This window comes from Leifsonia sp. McL0607 (assembly GCF_049993355.1).
Classification (GTDB): domain Bacteria; phylum Actinomycetota; class Actinomycetes; order Actinomycetales; family Microbacteriaceae; genus Leifsonia.
The window spans coordinates 2,053,526-2,070,262 of sequence record NZ_CP188253.1 but is presented as its reverse complement, the minus strand read 5'-3'; the positions used below and the strand labels follow the sequence as shown (position 1 = coordinate 2,070,262).

16 protein-coding genes are annotated in these 16,737 nt (G+C 70.9%); 3 read left to right on the top strand and 13 right to left on the bottom strand.

What is annotated here, in order from left to right; translation table 11 throughout:
* Positions 1-3: 3 nt before the first annotated feature.
* From ACPPVW_RS10035 to ACPPVW_RS09995, 9 genes are all read right to left on the bottom strand, one after another.
* Positions 4-1,488 carry an APC family permease gene (locus tag ACPPVW_RS10035; RefSeq protein WP_426622985.1) on the bottom strand — a complete coding sequence of 495 codons (1,485 nt, stop codon included), beginning with the start codon at positions 1,486-1,488 and terminating at the stop codon, positions 4-6.
* A gap of 751 nt (positions 1,489-2,239) precedes the next feature.
* The gene (locus tag ACPPVW_RS10030; protein WP_426622984.1) at positions 2,240-3,238 is read right to left on the bottom strand and encodes a LacI family DNA-binding transcriptional regulator; all 999 of its coding nucleotides are present in this window, start codon (positions 3,236-3,238) and stop codon (positions 2,240-2,242) included.
* Positions 3,239-3,353: 115 nt separating this feature from the next.
* On the bottom strand, positions 3,354-3,770 hold the full coding sequence (locus ACPPVW_RS10025; protein WP_426622983.1) for a hypothetical protein: 417 nt from the start codon (positions 3,768-3,770) through the stop codon (positions 3,354-3,356).
* Between the two features lie 143 nt (positions 3,771-3,913).
* Positions 3,914-5,281, bottom strand: a complete 1,368-nt coding sequence (locus tag ACPPVW_RS10020; protein ID WP_426622982.1) for a flavin monoamine oxidase family protein — start codon at positions 5,279-5,281, stop codon at positions 3,914-3,916.
* An 83-nt stretch (positions 5,282-5,364) separates the two neighbouring features.
* Complete coding sequence (locus ACPPVW_RS10015; RefSeq protein ID WP_426622981.1) at positions 5,365-6,510, bottom strand: hypothetical protein; 1,146 nt, start codon at positions 6,508-6,510, stop codon at positions 5,365-5,367.
* A 177-nt stretch (positions 6,511-6,687) separates the two neighbouring features.
* Entirely contained in the window at positions 6,688-7,857 is a 1,170-nt protein-coding gene (locus tag ACPPVW_RS10010; protein WP_426622980.1) for an FUSC family protein, read from the bottom strand.
* A complete protein-coding gene (locus tag ACPPVW_RS10005; protein WP_426622979.1) occupies positions 7,851-8,144 on the bottom strand; it encodes a hypothetical protein in 294 nt (97 codons plus the stop codon). The genes ACPPVW_RS10010 and ACPPVW_RS10005 overlap by 7 nt, the downstream gene beginning before the upstream one ends.
* 15 nt (positions 8,145-8,159) lie before the next feature.
* Positions 8,160-8,438, bottom strand: coding sequence for a hypothetical protein (locus ACPPVW_RS10000; protein WP_426622978.1), 279 nt, complete (start codon positions 8,436-8,438; stop codon positions 8,160-8,162).
* A gap of 84 nt (positions 8,439-8,522) precedes the next feature.
* Complete coding sequence (locus tag ACPPVW_RS09995; protein WP_426622977.1) at positions 8,523-9,683, bottom strand: AI-2E family transporter; 1,161 nt, start codon at positions 9,681-9,683, stop codon at positions 8,523-8,525.
* Positions 9,684-9,835: 152 nt separating this feature from the next.
* Here ACPPVW_RS09995 and ACPPVW_RS09990 point away from each other — a divergent pair, with 152 nt between their 5' ends.
* The 3 genes from ACPPVW_RS09990 to ACPPVW_RS09980 are packed head-to-tail and all read left to right on the top strand — an operon-like array spanning position 9,836 to position 11,337.
* Positions 9,836-10,711 carry an RNA polymerase subunit sigma-70 gene (locus tag ACPPVW_RS09990; protein ID WP_426622976.1) on the top strand — a complete coding sequence of 292 codons (876 nt, stop codon included), beginning with the start codon at positions 9,836-9,838 and terminating at the stop codon, positions 10,709-10,711.
* Positions 10,712-10,721: 10 nt separating this feature from the next.
* Positions 10,722-11,138: a hypothetical protein gene (locus ACPPVW_RS09985; RefSeq protein ID WP_426622975.1), complete on the top strand. Its 417-nt coding sequence runs from the start codon at positions 10,722-10,724 to the stop codon at positions 11,136-11,138.
* On the top strand, positions 11,086-11,337 hold the full coding sequence (locus ACPPVW_RS09980) for a dihydrofolate reductase family protein (RefSeq protein ID WP_426622974.1): 252 nt from the start codon (positions 11,086-11,088) through the stop codon (positions 11,335-11,337). The genes ACPPVW_RS09985 and ACPPVW_RS09980 overlap by 53 nt, the downstream gene beginning before the upstream one ends.
* On the opposite strand, the gene ACPPVW_RS09975 is transcribed toward ACPPVW_RS09980, so the two are convergent.
* The 4 genes from ACPPVW_RS09975 to alr all read right to left on the bottom strand — a co-directional run bounded on the left by ACPPVW_RS09975 (position 11,262) and on the right by alr (position 16,623).
* Positions 11,262-12,098: an isocitrate lyase/PEP mutase family protein gene (locus tag ACPPVW_RS09975; RefSeq protein ID WP_426622973.1), complete on the bottom strand. Its 837-nt coding sequence runs from the start codon at positions 12,096-12,098 to the stop codon at positions 11,262-11,264. The genes ACPPVW_RS09980 and ACPPVW_RS09975 overlap by 76 nt on opposite strands.
* Positions 12,099-12,320: 222 nt before the next feature.
* A complete protein-coding gene (locus tag ACPPVW_RS09970; protein ID WP_426622972.1) occupies positions 12,321-14,465 on the bottom strand; it encodes a CapA family protein in 2,145 nt (714 codons plus the stop codon).
* Between the two features lie 45 nt (positions 14,466-14,510).
* Complete coding sequence (locus ACPPVW_RS09965; RefSeq protein ID WP_426622971.1) at positions 14,511-15,488, bottom strand: D-alanine--D-alanine ligase family protein; 978 nt, start codon at positions 15,486-15,488, stop codon at positions 14,511-14,513.
* The gene (gene alr / locus ACPPVW_RS09960) at positions 15,481-16,623 is read right to left on the bottom strand and encodes an alanine racemase (RefSeq protein WP_426622970.1); all 1,143 of its coding nucleotides are present in this window, start codon (positions 16,621-16,623) and stop codon (positions 15,481-15,483) included. The genes ACPPVW_RS09965 and alr overlap by 8 nt, the downstream gene beginning before the upstream one ends.
* Positions 16,624-16,737 lie beyond the last annotated feature (114 nt).

Sequence of the window (16,737 nt, the reverse complement as noted above, 5' to 3'; positions counted from 1 at the left end):
TGCTCATTCGGCGCCTCCGATCCGGGCGTACGCCTTCGGCCTGGTGCGCTTCCAGACGACCGCGAGCACGATGCCGACGGCGAACACCATCGGCACACAGAGCAGGATGATCGTGTCGACGACCGGGCCGGCCGCGGTGAGCAGGTCGACGTTGAGGCACAGCACGTAGAGGACTGCCAGCATGATCAGCCCGGCGACCACCGCGCTTGGGATGACGTACCACCTGTGCGGGAGCGTGCGGTTGCGCACGAAGAAGACGACGACCGCCACACACGTGATGACCTGGAGGGCGATGATCCCGAAGACGCCGGGACTGTTCACCCAGAGCAGCAGCTGGAGGTACGTGTCGCCCCCGGCCACGGCGAAGATCGCGACCACGACGAGCGCGACCACAGTCTGCGCCGCGCCGGAGACCGCAGGCGACCCGTATCGGTTGGTGCGGTGCAGTGCCCGGGGTAGGGCACCATCGCGCGCGAGCGAGAACGTGTAGCGGTTGATGGCGTTATGGAAGGCCAGCTGGCTGGCGTACACGCTCGTGATGATCAGGATGTACATGGTCAGCTCCGCCCACGGGCCGAAGTACTTCCCTGCGGTGTCGAAGACGAGACCTGCGGTGTTCTTGGCCGCGGCCTCCTGTACGTGACTCTCGCCGACGGCCACGATGATCGCCCAGATGACGAAGCCGTAGAAGACGGCCATGAAGGCGACCGAGATGTAGGTCGCGCGCGGGATGGTCTTCTCGGGGTTGCGCGCCTCCTCGCGGTAGAGCGCGGTGGACTCGAAGCCCATGAAGGCGGCGAAGCCGAAGCCGGCGACTGCGAACAGGCCGGGGTTGAGCAAGGCCTGCGGGCTGAACGTGCCGAAGGTGACGCCCTCCGCCCCTCCGCGGACGAGCACGACGACCGCGAACAGCACCAGGATGAGCGCCTCGGCCGAGAGCAGGACGCCGAGGACCTTCGCTCCCACGTCGACACCGCGATACGCGACCGCGAAGACGGCCAGCACGCCGACGAGGGCGATGACCCACCAGGGCACGTCGATCCCGAACTCGTTCTTCAGCAGGTCGTGGCCCTGCGCGCCGAGCAGCCCGTAGAGGCCGATCTGGAGGGCGTTGTACGAGAACAGGGCGACGAATGAGGAGGCGAGCCCGACGGCCTTGCCGAGCGCCTCGGTGATGTAGGTGTAGAAGCCGCCGAGGGCCTTCACATAGCGGGTCATCGCCATGAACGCGATGGCGAAGACACCGAGCACGATGCCGGCGACCGTGTAGACGAGCGGAGCGGCGATGCCGCCGATCAGGATGGCGAGCGGGGCGATCCCGGCGACGATGGTGAGCGGGGCGGCGGCCGAGATGACCATGAAAACGATGCCGCCGGTGCCGAGCGCGTTGGTGCGCAGTGCGCCGTCGGCGGGCGGCGTGCTGGCGTCCGGCGCGAGGGCAGGGGCGCCGGGGTCGGGGTGGCTGTGCTGTTCTCTCGTGAGGTCCATTGTGCTCGGCTCCTTCGTCGAGACGCGGGTGATCGGGAGGTCGCCGCCGTGGGCGTAACGACGATCCGTTTCGTTACGGTTAATCGATTAGGCAACGCAATATCAAGGTGTCTAACCGATTTGTCAGCACGGATTCCGAAGGTTCGTCGCGAGCGAGGGGCGCGTGCCCCTTCTGGGCGGATGGAGGACGGCGTCCGCAATTCCGGAGATCGCGGCCATTCCGGCCCCGATGTCCGTTGTTCCGGACTCACGCGCGGCCTGCCGTCCACATCCTCCGGAATCGCCGACCCACCCTCGGCCGATGTCGGGAACTCCGGAGATCGCGGCCATTCCGGCCCCGATGTCCGTTGTTCCGGACTCACGCGCGGCCTGCCGTCCACATCCTCCGGAATCGCCGACCGACCCTCGGCCGATGTCGGCAACTCCGGAGATCGCGACCATTCCGGCCCGGATGTCCGTTGTTCCGGACTCACGCGCGGCCTGCCGTCCACATCCTCCGGAATCGCCGACCGACCCTGTTCGATGTCGAGAACTCCGGAGATCGCGGCCATTCCGGCCCCGATGTCCGTTGTTCCGGACTCACGCGCGGCCTGCCGTCCACATCCTCCGGAATCGCCGACCCACCCTCGGCCGATGTCGGCAACTCCGGAGGTTCGCGGCGACACGTCGGCCGGAGGTCGGGAACAACGGACATCCGGGCCGGATCCGCGCGATTTTCCGGAGTTGTCGACGTCGCGCGCGGCGCTCCTGCTCAGCGGGCGGAGGTGGACTCCCTCACGATGAGGTCGATGGGGACCTCCACACGGCGGCCGGGTTCGGCGCCGTCGAGGGCGCGGATGAGCTCGTCCATGCAGCGGCGCCCCATCTCACGGGGGTGGAGGTCGAGCGTGGTGATGGTCGGCTGCGTGACCGACAGCGCGTCCGACTCCACGTAGCTCGCGACGAGCACATCCCTGCCAGGCACCAGGCCCGCGCCGCGGATGGCCTCCACCGCGACGATCGCGATGCCCTCCGGAGCGCAGATCACCGCGTCGGGATGGTCGGACTGCGCGAACAGCTCGTCCATCTCGCGGCGCACCTCGTCCATCGTGGTGTCGAACCAGCCGAGCATCCTCCGCGTCTCGATGCCCTTCTCCGCACACCAGGCGGCGTACCCGGCCGCCATCTCGCGGCCCCACGCCATCGCGGGGTCGGGCAGCATGACAGCGGGCCGGCGGCTGCCGTGCTCCCAGACGTGGTCGAGCAGCAGCCGCATGCCGGCTTCGTGGTCGCCGAAGACGGTGGCCCACGGCTCCCGGTCGCCGGCCGGCGGGTTCTCCCCGCTGACCACCGGCTTGCGTCCGGCGAGAAGCCGCTGGACCAGCGGGTCGCCGTCCACGGGATCGATCATCAGGAACCCGTCGAGCTGCTCGATGATGCCGGGCCCGGCGAACGCCGGCGGCAGCAAGGTGACGAGCATCCCGGACTCCTGCGCGCGCTCGACCGCGCCGAAGGCGACGTCCATGTAGTAGCGGAAGCTGAGGGTCTGGTCGGGCACGCAGAGACCGACCGCGCCCGACCGGGCGGTGCGCAAGCCCCGCGCGATGAGGTTGACCGAGTAGTCGAGCTCGGCGGCGGCGGCGTGCACCCGCTGGCGGGTGGCGGCGGAGATGCGCCCCTTGCCCGTGAGCGCCTGGGAGGCCGTGGCGCGGGACACGCCGACGCGGTCGGCAACGTCCTGCAGCGTCACCACGCGCACGTCGGCTCCCATCCCGCCAGTCTAGGAGGCTCGGTGCGCGCATGCCCCGCGGACGAGGTGGAGGCGACGCAGGCGAAGCGAGGACGTGGCGCGTGCTCGCGGCGCGCTGCTCGGAGGGCGTGCGCGACTACGTGGCGGAACCGCCTGACGACTCGACCCCACGGGCATGGCCGATCAGGCTCTGGAGGTAGTTGACGCGGTTGAGGACATCCCAGCGCGCGGCGTCCGAGGCCACGGGTATCTGCTGCGCATGGACCTGGCCGTTCGGCCCGAGCACCTGGACGGACACGAACCCGGAGATCCGTCGCTCCCGCGCGAGCAGGAAAAGCAGACTCAGAAGCAAGAACCAGATGAACAGGATGACGAGCACGATCGCCCAGGCTGGGGTGTGCGTCGTCGTAGCCGTCTGGTCCGTGCTGACGACACTCACCTCGGAGGTCTTCCACGTGCCGACGGGTGTCACGATCCAGTGATCGTTGGCGGAGATCGCGCCGATCTGGACGAGCGTCTGGCCAGGCTGTGGTGCCGCAGGCTGCATAGTCATACTTCACACTTTACTGAGCCGGCGCTTCGGACATCGGCAGTGCTCCTACGGCCGAGGCGCGCATCCCACGACGGTGCGCGTCCCCGGCCGGGAGTGGTGCGCGCGGCAATCCACGACGGGCCGCGCGCAGTCTGTGGGGGCGCCTACCGGGAGGCCCGCTGCAGCGTCGCGACGATCGCAGCCGCCGTCTCGCGACCGACGCGGATCGCGCCGTCGACGTGCTGGTACCCTTTGCCCGCCAGGTCGCTGCAGGAGAAGTGGAGGGGGCCGACCGGGGCACGGAGGTCCGAGCCGTAGCGGGCGAGGCCTCCCATGTCGAAGCTGGCGGCGTAGGCTCCGCGCGTCCACTCCTCGCTGCCCCAGTCGCTCTCGTAGTAGACGACGGGGCTGAGCGCCTCGACGCCGTAGTAGTGCGACATCGACTCGAGGATGCGCGCCTTGCGCTCCTCAGGGGAAAGCCGGAAGACCTCGTCCGCCGCCTCGTCCGAGACGAAGCCGACCAGCGTTCCGCGCGGGTCGCCGTGGTAGCTGTTGTCGTACGCCTCGTGCACCAGCTCGTACGGGCTGAAGGCGGTGCCGCTGTAGCCGAGGTCGCGCCAGAACGGCGTCTCGTAGACCGCGTGAACCTTGATGACGAAGCCCATCGAGAGGTGCTGGTGCAGCTGCTGCTGGCGACGCGGCAGCGGCGGCTCGTACGAGATGCGGCTGATCAGCACGGGAGGCATGGCGAGGACCGCGAACCGGGCGCGCACCTCCACGCCGTCGGCGATAGCGGTGACGCCCGACTCGTCCCAGCGGAGGGTGCGCACCGGAGCGTTGAGGCGCACGTCGTCGCCGAGGCGCTCGGCGAGCAGCAGCGGCACCTGCTGGAGGCCGCCCTTCACGCGCTTGTCGAGGATGAAGTCGGCGTCCACCAGGTGGCTGAAGCTTCCCGCGCTGGCCGCCATGAGCAGGGCCTGCAACGCGGAGAACGCGTGTGCGGGCTTGGTGAGCATCGCGCCGGCGATGAACATTCCGATGTTGAGCCGGGCCTCCTCGTCGTCGGTCTGGGTCTCCAGCCAGCGACGGAACGAGATCTCGTCGAGCTCCTTGGCCTGCGGGTGGTCCCACGGCCGGTCCGGGTCGATCTCGGCGACCAGCGCGTCGAGGCGCTCGATCAGACCGACGATCTCGTGCTCTGTGGCCGGGGCGACCGGGAAGATCTCGCCCTCGAAGGTGCGTCGCGCACCGTTCTCTCCGAGGTAGATGTTGATGCCGTCGCGATGCCGGGAGTAGGTCTCCAGCCCCAGCTCGTCGAGGGTCTCGATGAGCGCGTCCTGGTCGGGCGACACCCACTGACCGCCGATCTCCAGCGTCGCGCCGTCGATGTCGTTCGTCCAGAGGCGGCCTCCGACGCGGTCCCTGGCCTCCAGGACGGCCACGCTCAGTCCGGCCTTCTTCAGCTCCGTCGCGGCCGTGAGGCCGGAGGCTCCAGCGCCGACGATGACGACGTCACGTTCGATGCTGTCCATTGCTATCAACTCCTCCATCGGGTCACGAGGATGCTAGGCGGGCGCTCAGAGCCGATTCCTGTACACACTGTCGAAGGAGCGCTCTACTCCTCGACGACGTGTACGTTCTCCGCTTCCGCGGCGGCGGCTCCGCTCACGCGCAGATAGACGATGAGCCAACTGAACACCAGGACGCCGGCGACGAGCTCGGCCGCGGTCAGCACGTAGTAGCCGACCGCGAAGAACACCAGCATGAGCACGATCGAGCCGAAGAACCCGTAGCCGAGCACGAAGAACGAGCGCGGAGCGGTCGGCAGCGCCCCGCGCACCCAGAACACCACGAGTGCGAACACCAGGACCATCCCGACGGCCGACACGTTGTGCAGGGCCACCGAGATGTTCAGCGTGAAGACGCCGACGCCCGCCAGCAGCACACCGATCAGGATGAGGCCGACGCGCACGCGCATGACGGCGGACCTCCGCTTGGGGTCCTCGACACCGCGGGCGTCGGTGGCGTACCGCGCGATCGCGGTGACGATGACGCCGGCGACGATCAGCGTGATGTTGAAGGCGAGCGACGACACGCTCTGGGTCATCCCGAGCGCGCTGAGGTGCAACTGCCACCAGTGCGGGTCGGGGGCGCTCAGCATGGAGGTCAGGATGCCGACCACGGCGAACGCGGCGAGCACCGTCGACAGCCGCATCAGATCCATCTGGGCGGCCGAGAGGAACACGGCATACCCCGTGACGCCGGCCGCGGCGGCGGCGAGCACGGTCGCCGAGAGGTGGTAGACCGTGGCGTCCTGAAAGCCGTTCGCGAGCACGGCCCCGAGCACGAGCCAGCCGAGCAGGGCGAGGATGCCGTGCGCGAGGGCGATGGCGAAGGTGTCGAAGATATCGACACCGCTCGCCTGGGTGCCCCGCGACTCCAGCGCCGAGGGAGCCTGCGACGGAGATTCGTACGTTCGGCTCGATGTCCGGGTCTGGAACGGCGTCAGCCCCTCCCGCCGCCACAGCCTCCCGGCGATGTAGGCGAGGAAGGCGATGACGCCGCCCGCGATGGCGACGAACTGTCCGACCGAGTTCGGCCCGGCGATCGGGAGGGTGTGGCCCCAGAACAGCAGCAGCGCCACCACCCCGACGACGACGAACACCGCCGCCCCGGCGACGATCCCGGCGCCTTCGACGGTCAAGCGCGCCGGCGCGGACAGCCCGCCGAACGTCGGCCGCACCCGATTCGTCGTGCTCACGACGACCACCTCCCGCACATCCTGTGCGGCCCCACCAGCCGCCGTCGCGCACAATCTAACTCTGGGCTCCCGCCTTCGGCTACAGGAGATCCGGGCGCGACGCGCCCGAGATCTCCTGTCCAAGCGCTGATACAGGAGATTCCGGCGCGTGTTTCCTTCCGTGACGAGGGATGCGACTCAGCCGACGGCCCTCGAGCGGCTCGGGAGATCGCCGCCGAGGGTGTTCACCGGGCCGACGATGACGGCCTCCAACCGGCGGACGACATCGAGATAGTCGACCGTCCAGACGATCCGCACCGCCGTCGCCGTCACGTTCCCGTGGTCGTCCCCGAGGTCGCGCTCGACCGCGTCGGCCAGCCGCGAACGGGCGGAGGCGGCCGGGGGTTCGGGAGGCGGCGGCGTCTCGCGCGCGAGCAGCCGGACCGCCAGCCGGGTATACCGGTCGTCAAGCCGGGCGATCGAGTCGTCCAGCGCCCGGTGGGCACCCGCCCGGTCGGCGTTCGCGGCCTCCTGCCCCCGCCAGAGATCGAGGATCGCGTCGCTCGCCAACCGCACGCCGGCGACGCCGTTGACGGAGGCCGAGACCTCTGCGAGCGGCCGCCGCTTGCTGCCGCGCTCCCCCAGGTAGGTGCGGAACGCGTCGTCGAGCCGGCGAGCTGCCGCCGCGGCGCGGAGCGACTGCGCTCGCGGCTCCGGCAGGTCGTGCGCCGCCGCATCGCAGCGGCCCAGCCCGAACGCGACCGACGCGGCCAGGTAGGCCACGCTCTCCGTGTAAGCCTCCGCCAGCGCCTGTCTCAGCGCGGCCGCGGCGCCACGCGGCCAGAACAGCGCTCCTACGAGGAGGCTCACCGCACAGCCGAGGGCGATGTCCTCGATCCGGATGAGCCCGACCGTCCACTCCGACGGTGCGATCAGGTTGAACAGCAGGACGAGCAGGATCGTGAACGCCGCCTGGCCGGCGCCGAACGAGATGGCCGCAGGGGCGATGCCTGCTACGAGGATGGCGATCGGCAGCAGCGCCCAGATGACCACCCTGTTGTCGCCGATCGCGAACATCGCTGCCGCGCCCAGTAGTGCTCCCACGGCCGTTCCGATGACGCCGCGCAGCACGGTCTGGCCGGTGCTCAGGGCGTTCGACCGGAGCACCGACAGCGTGCCGAGCACCACCCAGAACGAGTGCTGCACGCCGGTCAGGTTGGCCAGCAGCACGGCGAGGCCCAGGGCGACGGCGCCGCGGACGCTGTTGCGCAGACCGAGTTCCAGCCGACGAAACCGCTCGCGCGCTCCGCTGCGACGGCCACAGGGCCGGCCAGGTCGCCAGGCTGACGACCCATCACCCGCTACCACCAGGAGCGGCGCTCCGCTCGCGCGGTGAGTGCGATGTTCACCGCGACCGCCGTGGTCGCCTGAGACCGCGCAACGGCTCGCGGGTCGGGGCAGGCCAAAGCACGACGACGGCGACGACGGCGACCACGGCCGCGATCCCCCCAGCCCAGCAGCTGCGGGCCGAGCGATGCGACGGTGCCGGGAAGCGTGACGGGGAGGACGAACGCCAGCAGCAGCGACGTGCTCGCGGACGCCATCGCCGAGCTCACCGACCCGGCGAACAGCACGGCGAAGGCGACGACCGCCATAGCGATGGCGGAGAGCTAGACCGGATTCGACACGAGCGTGCCGACGCAGACCAGGACGGCGCCGGCGACCGCGAGCCCGACCTGGGCCTGCACACGATCGACCAGGGGTCCGCTGACGTCGACCAGCAGCAGCATCGCGAACGAACCGAATGCGGCGAAGGTCGCGGCGTCCGGGCTGCGGATCACCAGGCTGCCGAAGGCGAAGAGCAGCGGCATGACGATCGCCGCGCGCCCGGCACGACGCAGCGCCGCGAAGTCCGGATCGTGACGCTTCAGCCACGCCAAGACGCGCATCCGACCTCCTCACGCCCGCCGCCACCGCACACCCTAGCCGCGTGGAGGAGGCGCGGGCAGCCGGGCTGGTGGCTGACGTCGGCCTCAGGCGCCGCCGGTGGCGCCCTCCACCTCGACCGGCTGGGGGCCGGGGTCATCGGCAGCCGGCACGCCGTGCGCGACCCGGAGCATGGCGGACACCATCGCGTTGGCCACGGCGATCACCGGCACGGCGAACAGCGCGCCCGGCACGCCCGCGATCCCGGTGCCGGCCGCGACGCCGACCACCACCGCGAGCGGGTGCACCTTCACCGCGCCCCCGACCAGCAGCGGCTGCATGACGTGCGCCTCGAGCAGGTGCACGAGCAGCACGCCCGCGAGCATGATCACCGCCTGGATCGGACCGCCGAACACCAGGGCGATGACGACGGCGATGATCCCGGACACGATCGCCCCGATCACCGGGATGAACGACGCCAGCAGCACGATCACACCGATCGGGATGGCGAGCGGCAAACCGAGGAAGTACGCGACGAGGCCGATCCCGACGGCGTTGACGACAGCGACGAGGATCTGCACGCGCACGAAGCTCGTCAGCGTTCGCCAGCCCGCGGTGCCGCCGGCCTGGATGGCCGGGCGGCCTCCGACCGGGAACAGCCGGGAGATCCACCGCCAGATGCCGCCGCCGTCGATCAGCATGAAGATGGTGGCGAAGATCGCGATCAGGCTGCCGGCGAGCAGATGCCCTGTGGTCGTGCCGACCTTGAGCACGCCGCCGACCAATGCCGCGCTGTCCTTCTGCGCGAACGCGTCCGCGCTGCGGATGTACCCGGCGAACTCCGCGTCCGTGACGTTCCACGGCGGCTGGCGCAGCGCGTCCCGCGCCCGGTTGTACGCCGCGACCGACTCGTGCTCGAGTTGCGGGAGGCCGACGCGCACCTGCCAGACGACCAGCGTGACCAGCGCGGCCAGAACCGCCCCGAAGGCGACGAGGCAGACGGTGATGGCCAGCCACTTCGGCCACCGGCGACGGATCAGGGAGGAGACGGTCGGCTGCAGCAGAGCGGAGATGAGCAGCGCGACGAGCAGCGGCACCACGATGTCCTGGAACACCACCACCAGGTAGATGACGACACCGGCGAGAGCGACGACGGTCAGCAGCCTCCACGACCAGTCGGAGGCCGCGCGCACCCCCACGGGGACGGACGACGGCACGGTCGCCGGCCGGCACGGTCGCGGCTGGCTTCTGCGCGAAAGGGCGATCATGTCGGTTCCTCCTCCTGGGTCGAGTCGCCCGACACTACGCCCGAGCTGTCGCCGACGGGCACGTGGACGCCTCCCTCGGAGTTCTGGGCCTGTTACGTGCCCTCGGTGGGTGGGAAGCGAGGGGCGTGCGGCGGTGCGCATAGGATCGGCGCGTGACGGGTTTCGAGGCGGAGCTCGGCGGGCTGCGTCGCCCGCTCACCGCGTTCTGCTACCAGCTGCTCGGGTCGCCGTTCGAAGCGGAGGACGCGGCTCAGGACGCGCTGGAGCGGGCGTGGCGGGCGCGCGACTCGTACGATCCCGCCAGAGGCGCCCTCGCCACTTGGTGCTACCGGATCGCCCGCAACGTCTGCCTCGACCGCCTGCGGGAGGCGCCGCGCCGCCCGCTGCCGCGCGACCTCTGCGAGCCGGGGCTGGAGGTCGGCACACCGCTGGTGCCCGCGTTCGACGTCCCGTGGCTGCTGCCCGCGCCCACCGGCTGGGCGGCCGAGTCGGAGGTGGAACGTGCCGCCGAACGCCGCGAGGAGGTGCGGTTCGCCGTCACCGCGATGCTGCAATCGCTCTCTCCGCTGCAGCGCGGGGCGTTCGTGCTGCGGGAGGTCATGGGCCTGTCGGCGGCCGAGACCGCAGCCGTGCTGGAGGTGTCGGTGGCGTCGGCGAACTCCGCCCTGCAGCGCGCACGCGCGGCCGTGACCGAGGGCGTGCAGCGCCCGCATCCGCTCGCCCCCGCGGCGGTCGAACGGTATGCCCGGGCGATCGAGCGAGCGGACGTGCCGGCGCTGGCCTCCCTCGTCGCCGACGACGTCGTGTTCGAGATGCCGCCGGTGCTGCAGTGGTCGATCGGCGCCGCGCCCTACCTGGCGTTCATGGAGCACCTGTTCGCGTGGCGCGGCACGGAATGGACGACGACCCCGGTCTCCGCGGGAGGCCGGCCCGGGTTCCTGCTCTACCGCGGTGTCGGCGAGGCGCGCGATGATTTCGCGGCCTCCCGTTCGTATCTCCTGATGACGCCGACTCGCGCGTCACTGTGAGGAGGACATCATGGGAAAGCTGATCGTCGTGCAGTTCATCACGCTGGACGGCGTCGTGGAGGATCCCGACGGAAGCGACGGCACACCGTTCGGCGGCTGGGCGATGCGGTTCGGGCCGCAGGGTGTCGCGGGCGACCAGTTCCGTCTGGGCACGATCCTGGAGACGGGCGTCCTGCTGTTCGGCCGCCGCACCTGGGAGCACTTCAGCATGCTGTGGCCGGCCCGCGACGACCCGTTCTCGCAGGCCATGAACCGGGCGTCGAAGGCCGTGGTGAGCAGCAGTCCGGTCGACGTCGCGAGATGGTCGGGCAGCCGGCAGCCGGCAGCCGGCCGACCTCGACGCTTGGCTCGACGAGACCCTGCAGGAACGCGACGTGGTCGTGATCGGCAGCGGGTCGATCCTCACCCGGCTGGAGGCCGCCGGTAGGGTCGAGGAGTACCGCCTCCTGACCTTCCCGACGGCGGTCGGGGCGGGCAGGCGGCTCTTCCCGGACGGACGCCTGCTGACGCTGCTCTCGTCCGAGCAGGTGGGGCCGGCGAGCCTCACCCGCTACGGGACGGCGTCGGCTCCCGCACCGGCGTCCAGGGCGTCCGCGGCGGCCTCCGCGCCGGAGTCCGCCAGCTGAGCGAAGTCGAGGAGCCGTTGCTGCGAGTCGGCGTAGGAGGTCGCCGAGGGGACCTCCTCGCCGTCCCGCACTGCGATCGCGACGCCGACGGCCGCGTCGATCGCCACCCGGTACGGCAGCGACCCGGTGCTGACCCGCCGCACGCCGAGGTCCCTCAGCTGTGCGAGAGTCAGGCTCGGCACGACCAGCACGTTGAGCGGCAGCGGGCACCCCGCGGCCAGCCGCTCCAGCACGGCGGGATCAGCCGCCCCCGGCACGAAGAACCCGTCGGCGCCCGCCTCGACGTAGACCGCCGCCCGGGCGAGGACGGCCTCCACCGTGTCGTCCTCGTGGAACCAGTACGAGTCCACGCGCGCATTGACGAACACGTGCGGCGCGGCCCGTTTGATGGCGGCGATCTTCGCCGCGGGGATGGCCGGGTCGACGAGGCGGCCGCCGGCGGAGTCCTCGAGGTTCACGCCGGCCGCGCCGAGCCCGGCGACGAGTTCGCCGACCGCGCCGGGGTCGTCGCTGAAGCCGTCCTCGATGTCGGCCGTCACGTGCACGGGCAGCGCCCGCAGCCGGTGGATCAGCGCGACCGTCGCCTCCTTGCTCGCGCCGGCGGCGTCGGGCCTCCCTGTCGACGCGTTCACGCCGAAGCTCGTCGTGCCGACCGCCGGGAACCCGGCCGCCGCGAACGCGAGCGCCGAGCCGACGTCCCACGCGTTGGGCAGCAGCAGCGGCTCGTCGCCGTAGTGCAGGTCACGGAACGTCGTCGCCATCGCGGGCCTCCTCGAACTCGCCGCTCATCCTCCTCCGTTCCGCGCGTCACGGCGAGCACCGGGCGGCGGCGCGATTCGGCGCGAATGTCGCGACGCGGCGCCGGTAGCGCCACATTCGGCGCAAACGTCGGAACCCCCTCGTGAGCACGTTCGGCGCGAATATCGCGACCCGGCGCCGGTAGCGCCACATTCAGCGCGAATGTGCGCATGGCCTGCGGCGGGTCAGCGCGGCGGAGACAGCACCCCGTCCGCGCCGATCACGGCTGCCGTCGCCGGGAAGTCGCGCGCGCTGAACTCGCCGACCAGGCGAGCCGCCCGCCCGTCGGGATCGGGCAGCGGTCGGCCGTCCTCGAAGCCGAAGTGCACCGAGTGCATCCGGCCGCGCAGGAACGTGCCGTCCGGCCGCAGGCTCACATCCAGGTAGACGCCGTATCGGGTGGCCTGCTCGGCGCCGAACACCCCGCCGCCTCCGAAGTTGCCGAGGCTGTAAGCGATCAGCCGTCCCTTGTAGAACTCCGCCCCGCGGAGCGAGTGCGGGCCGTGACCGATCACGAGGTCGGCGCCGGCGTCGATGGCGGCACGCGAGAACGCCATCGGGTCGCCGCGGTTCTCACCGAACATCGTCTCGCCGCCAGGACGCACGACGTTCGCGTCGGGACCTTCGGCCCCCATGTGCGCGTGCACGACGACGAGATCCGCGGAGGCCGCTGCCGCGGCGACCACAGAACGGACGTGGCGCAGGTCGGTCAACCGGTTGGTGCCCTGGTAGGGGGCGAAGCCGACCAGGGCGACGGTGCTTCCGCCGATCGTGGTACAGACGATCTCGTTCCGGTCGCCGACCGAGCGGATCCCGTTCGCGGCGAGATTCGCCCTGGTGTTCGCGTATCCCTCTGGGCCGAAGTCGCCCGTGTGGTTGTTCGCCAGGTTCAGGATGTCGAAACCGCGGAAGAACGGCGCCGTCTCGGGGGCGCTGCGGAACGCCAGGCAGTCGGACCCCGAACCGCACTTGTCGAAGCCGGTGTCGGCCGTGATCGCCTGTTCGAGGTTGCCCGTCACCAGATCCTGGGTGAACCAGGGCCGCACGGCGTCGAAGTGGTCGGCACCGCCGTCCGCCGGGACACGGTGGCCCACGTCGTGGATCAGCACGTCGCCGACGGCGCCGATGCCGACTTCCCCGGGCCCAACCGCGGCCTGACTCGGCGAATCCGGCCCGCACCCGCCCATGGCGGTCGCGCGGGTGGCCACGACACCGCAGGCGACCACCAGCGCCACCGCGAGCGCGGCTCGCCAGGGAGCACCGCGCCAGGACACGACCCTCCGGGCGGTCGCGCCGCGCCGCGGCAGGTCGAACAACCAGCCGAACCCGTCCCGAAGGAGGTACCGGTTCAGCACCAGGCACACGGCCACCAGCACCGCTGTGAGCACCACCGGCAGCACCGCCGCGGCGATCACCTGGACGGCGACCCGGGCCTCCGAAAGCCACGCGACCAGCACGACGTCGGCGACGGCCAGCAGCGGCATGTGGATCAGATAGATCGGCAGGCTGCGGCGACCGAGCGCTGCCAGCCCGGTGCCGAGCAGCCGCGTCCCCGCGACCGGCGCTGCGACGGCCAGCCCCATCGCCACGCCGGCCGCCGAAATGACGGGCCAGACACCGGGAAGCGTCTCCGTCGCCGTCAGCCGCATCGCCGCGAAGGCGAGCGCGTACACGGCGACGAAAAGGAGGGCACGAGACGGCCGCATCCAGCCGACGAAGCGCCGCAACTGCGGAGCCAGGTGCAGGCCCAGCAGGAAGAACACGAAATTGTAGAGGAGTGAGCCGCGGTTGCTGACGACCTCCACGAGACCGGCGGAGACGACGACCGACAGCACCGCCGCCGCGCCGATGACCAGCCACGCGGGCACGCGCGACAGGGCCTTGGCCAGGAGGAAGTAGACGGCGAGCGCATACAGGTACCAGGTGTTCGGCGGGCTGATCGTGACGAACTCGACGAACTCGGAGACGCTGCGCGGAACGAGCGTCGGGAAGTCGGGGAACGCCCACAGCGCGGCCATGTGGATCACGGACCACAGCAGGTAGAGGTAGAGGAACCGGATGACGCGCGTGCGGGCGACGACCCGCCAGGGGCGAGCGAACGCGTTCGCCGCGAAGTAGCCGGAGACCAGCAGGAACAGCGGCATCAGAAACGGCCAGATCGCGTCGCCGGCAAGCCCCCAGACCCCCGGGATCGGCACTCCGAGCTGCCAGTCGACCGGCAGGTAGCTCTTCATGACGACATGCCAGAAGACGACCAGCAGGATCAGCCCGCCTTTGAGAGCGTCACCCCACGTCTCGCGAACGGCAGGCGGGCGCAGGACATCGGTCATAGTGGTTCTCCGATCGATTGCGGGTCGTGCGAGCGTCGGGCGCGGTCAGGCGGCGACGGCCACGCCGGCCACGGAGGCTTCGAGCAGCGCGGCGACGAGATCCGGGTAGTCGAGTCCGGTCGCGGCGTACATCCGCGGCACCTGGGACTGCTCGGTGAATCCGGGCGCGGTGTTCACCTCGTTCAGCACGACGCCGTCCGCGGTCACGAAGAAGTCGAACCGGGCGACGCCGGCGCAGCCGAGCGTGTCGTAGAGGGCTCGTGCGGCCCGGTCGATGGCGGCATGCTCGTCGGCCGCGATCCGCGCGGGCAGAGTGAACTCGGCCGACCCGCCGTACTTCTGCTCCCGGTCGAAGACCGCCCCATCGGCGACCGCGATCTCGAGGGTCGAGCCGGCGCGCAGTTCGCCGTCTCGGTCCCGGAACAGGGCGATGTCCACTTCGCGGCCGTCGACGAACGCCTCGACCAGCGCGGCTCCGCCGGCCGACTGCGCCGTCTCGATCGCGGCCTCGAGCTGCCCGGCCTCCCTGACCACGGAGACCCCGTTGCTCGACCCGCCGGTCGTCGGCTTCACGACGAACGGCGGCTCGAGGTGGAGGCGTTCGACGCACGCGCGATCGTCGACGAGCACACCGGGCGCGGTGCGGATACCGAGTCTCTCGGCCACGAGCTTCGTGATCCACTTGTCCATGCCGAGCGCGCTGGCGCGTACCGGGGAGCCGACGAACGGCACGCCTGTCAGGCGCAGCAGACCGGCGACCGCGCCGTCCTCGCCATCCACTCCGTGCAGCACGGGGAAGGTGACATCGCACGAGGCCAAGCGGGCGATCGCCCGCGCCGGGAGCACCGGCTCATGATCCTCGAGCTGCCAGCCGCCTCGCCGGTCGATCGTCAGCGGGACAGCGGTCAGGCCGAGGGCACGGACGGCGCGCACGACAGCGGCAGCCGAGGCGAGCGAAATGTCATGCTCGTCGTTGGCGCCGCCACCGATCACGGCGACGCGGCGGATGGTCTGCTCAGGCATGGGCAACCTCCTGAGCCATTGCGCCCGACGCCGTCGACCGGTGGATGCGTGCAACCCGGCTGCCGATCCGGGTGACGATCTCGTGCTCGATCGTGCCCGACCAGTCGGCCCATTCGGCGACGGTCGGTTCGCCCCGATCGCCCGGGCCGAACACCGTGACCGTCTCACCAGGCGCGAGGAGGTCGTCGCCCGTGTCCACGACCAGCATGTCCATCGAGAACCGTCCGACGACCGGCCTGCGGCGGCTGCGGACCAGCACTTCGGCGCGCTCCGACGCCGCGCGCGGGAGGCCGTCGCCGTAGCCGACGGGGAGCAGGGCGAGATTCGTGCGCCGATCGGCGACGTGCTCCAACCCGTAACCGATGCCGGTTCCGGCCGCGATCTCCCTGGACCTGATGACGGTCGTCGTCAGGGAGAGCGCGGGACGGAGCCGGTCGGACGTGCCCGACGGGTCGATCCCGAACAGTCCGGCACCGATCCGGTGCAGCCCGAACCCGGAGCCGACCCCGGTCACGGTCGCGGCCGTCGCGGCCAGATGGGCGACGGAGGGTGACAGGCCGCGCCGCCGCGCCGTCCTCAGGGCGTTGGTGAAGACCAACCGCTCGCGCCGGTTCTGCGGGTGGTCGGGCCGATCGGCGCACGACATGTGGCCCATCACCCCGACGATGCGGACGCCGCCGAGCGCCTCCAGTTCGCGTGCGACGCTGCAGAGCGCCGGCCATTCCGCGGCGGAAGCGCCGTCGCGCGCCATGCCGACGTCGATGTGCAGGTGCACGCGGGCGCAGCGCCCGAGACGCGCCGCCGCGCGGCTGACCGCGTACAGCAGCCGGGTGCTCTGCACGGCGAGGTCGATGTCTGCGCCGACGGCCGCCGCGAAATCGGCGTCGACCGGATTGAGCCAGCTCAGGATCGGCGCCTGGACTCCGGCGGCCCGCAGGGCGAGCGCCTCGTCGATGGAGGTGACGCCGATGGAGGTGGCTCCCGCCGCGAGGACGGAATGCGCGATCGCGCCGTGCCCGAACGCGTCGGCCTTGAGCACGGCCATCAGGCGCCCGCCGGTGGCGGCGGCGAAGTAGGCGGCATTCGAACGGATCGCTTCGTCGTGCACGACGAGCTCGGAGGTCCACGACATCATCGGCCCCGGTGGCTCGCGAATCGACGTGCGGTGGTGTCCTCCATCCCTCCAGAATGTGGGATTTCTGCTGCCGTTCCATCCCTCCAGGGATGCGACCGGCGTCATCCGAACGGA

Excerpts from the sequence above, each read along its gene's own strand:
- ACPPVW_RS10035 (WP_426622985.1), bottom strand. The coding sequence starts at position 1,488 with ATGGACCTCACGAGAGAACAGCACAGCCACCCCGACCCCGGCGCCCCT.
- ACPPVW_RS10030 (WP_426622984.1), bottom strand. The coding sequence starts at position 3,238 with ATGGGAGCCGACGTGCGCGTGGTGACGCTGCAGGACGTTGCCGACCGC.
- ACPPVW_RS10025 (WP_426622983.1), bottom strand. The coding sequence starts at position 3,770 with ATGACTATGCAGCCTGCGGCACCACAGCCTGGCCAGACGCTCGTCCAG.
- ACPPVW_RS10020 (WP_426622982.1), bottom strand. The coding sequence starts at position 5,281 with ATGGACAGCATCGAACGTGACGTCGTCATCGTCGGCGCTGGAGCCTCC.
- ACPPVW_RS10005 (WP_426622979.1), bottom strand. The coding sequence starts at position 8,144 with ATGGCGGTCGTCGCCTTCGCCGTGCTGTTCGCCGGGTCGGTGAGCTCG.
- ACPPVW_RS10000 (WP_426622978.1), bottom strand. The coding sequence starts at position 8,438 with ATGCGCGTCTTGGCGTGGCTGAAGCGTCACGATCCGGACTTCGCGGCG.
- ACPPVW_RS09995 (WP_426622977.1), bottom strand. The coding sequence starts at position 9,683 with ATGATCGCCCTTTCGCGCAGAAGCCAGCCGCGACCGTGCCGGCCGGCG.
- ACPPVW_RS09985 (WP_426622975.1), top strand. The coding sequence starts at position 10,722 with ATGGGAAAGCTGATCGTCGTGCAGTTCATCACGCTGGACGGCGTCGTG.
- ACPPVW_RS09975 (WP_426622973.1), bottom strand. The coding sequence starts at position 12,098 with ATGGCGACGACGTTCCGTGACCTGCACTACGGCGACGAGCCGCTGCTG.
- ACPPVW_RS09970 (WP_426622972.1), bottom strand. The coding sequence starts at position 14,465 with ATGACCGATGTCCTGCGCCCGCCTGCCGTTCGCGAGACGTGGGGTGAC.
- ACPPVW_RS09965 (WP_426622971.1), bottom strand. The coding sequence starts at position 15,488 with ATGCCTGAGCAGACCATCCGCCGCGTCGCCGTGATCGGTGGCGGCGCC.
- alr (WP_426622970.1), bottom strand. The coding sequence starts at position 16,623 with ATGATGTCGTGGACCTCCGAGCTCGTCGTGCACGACGAAGCGATCCGT.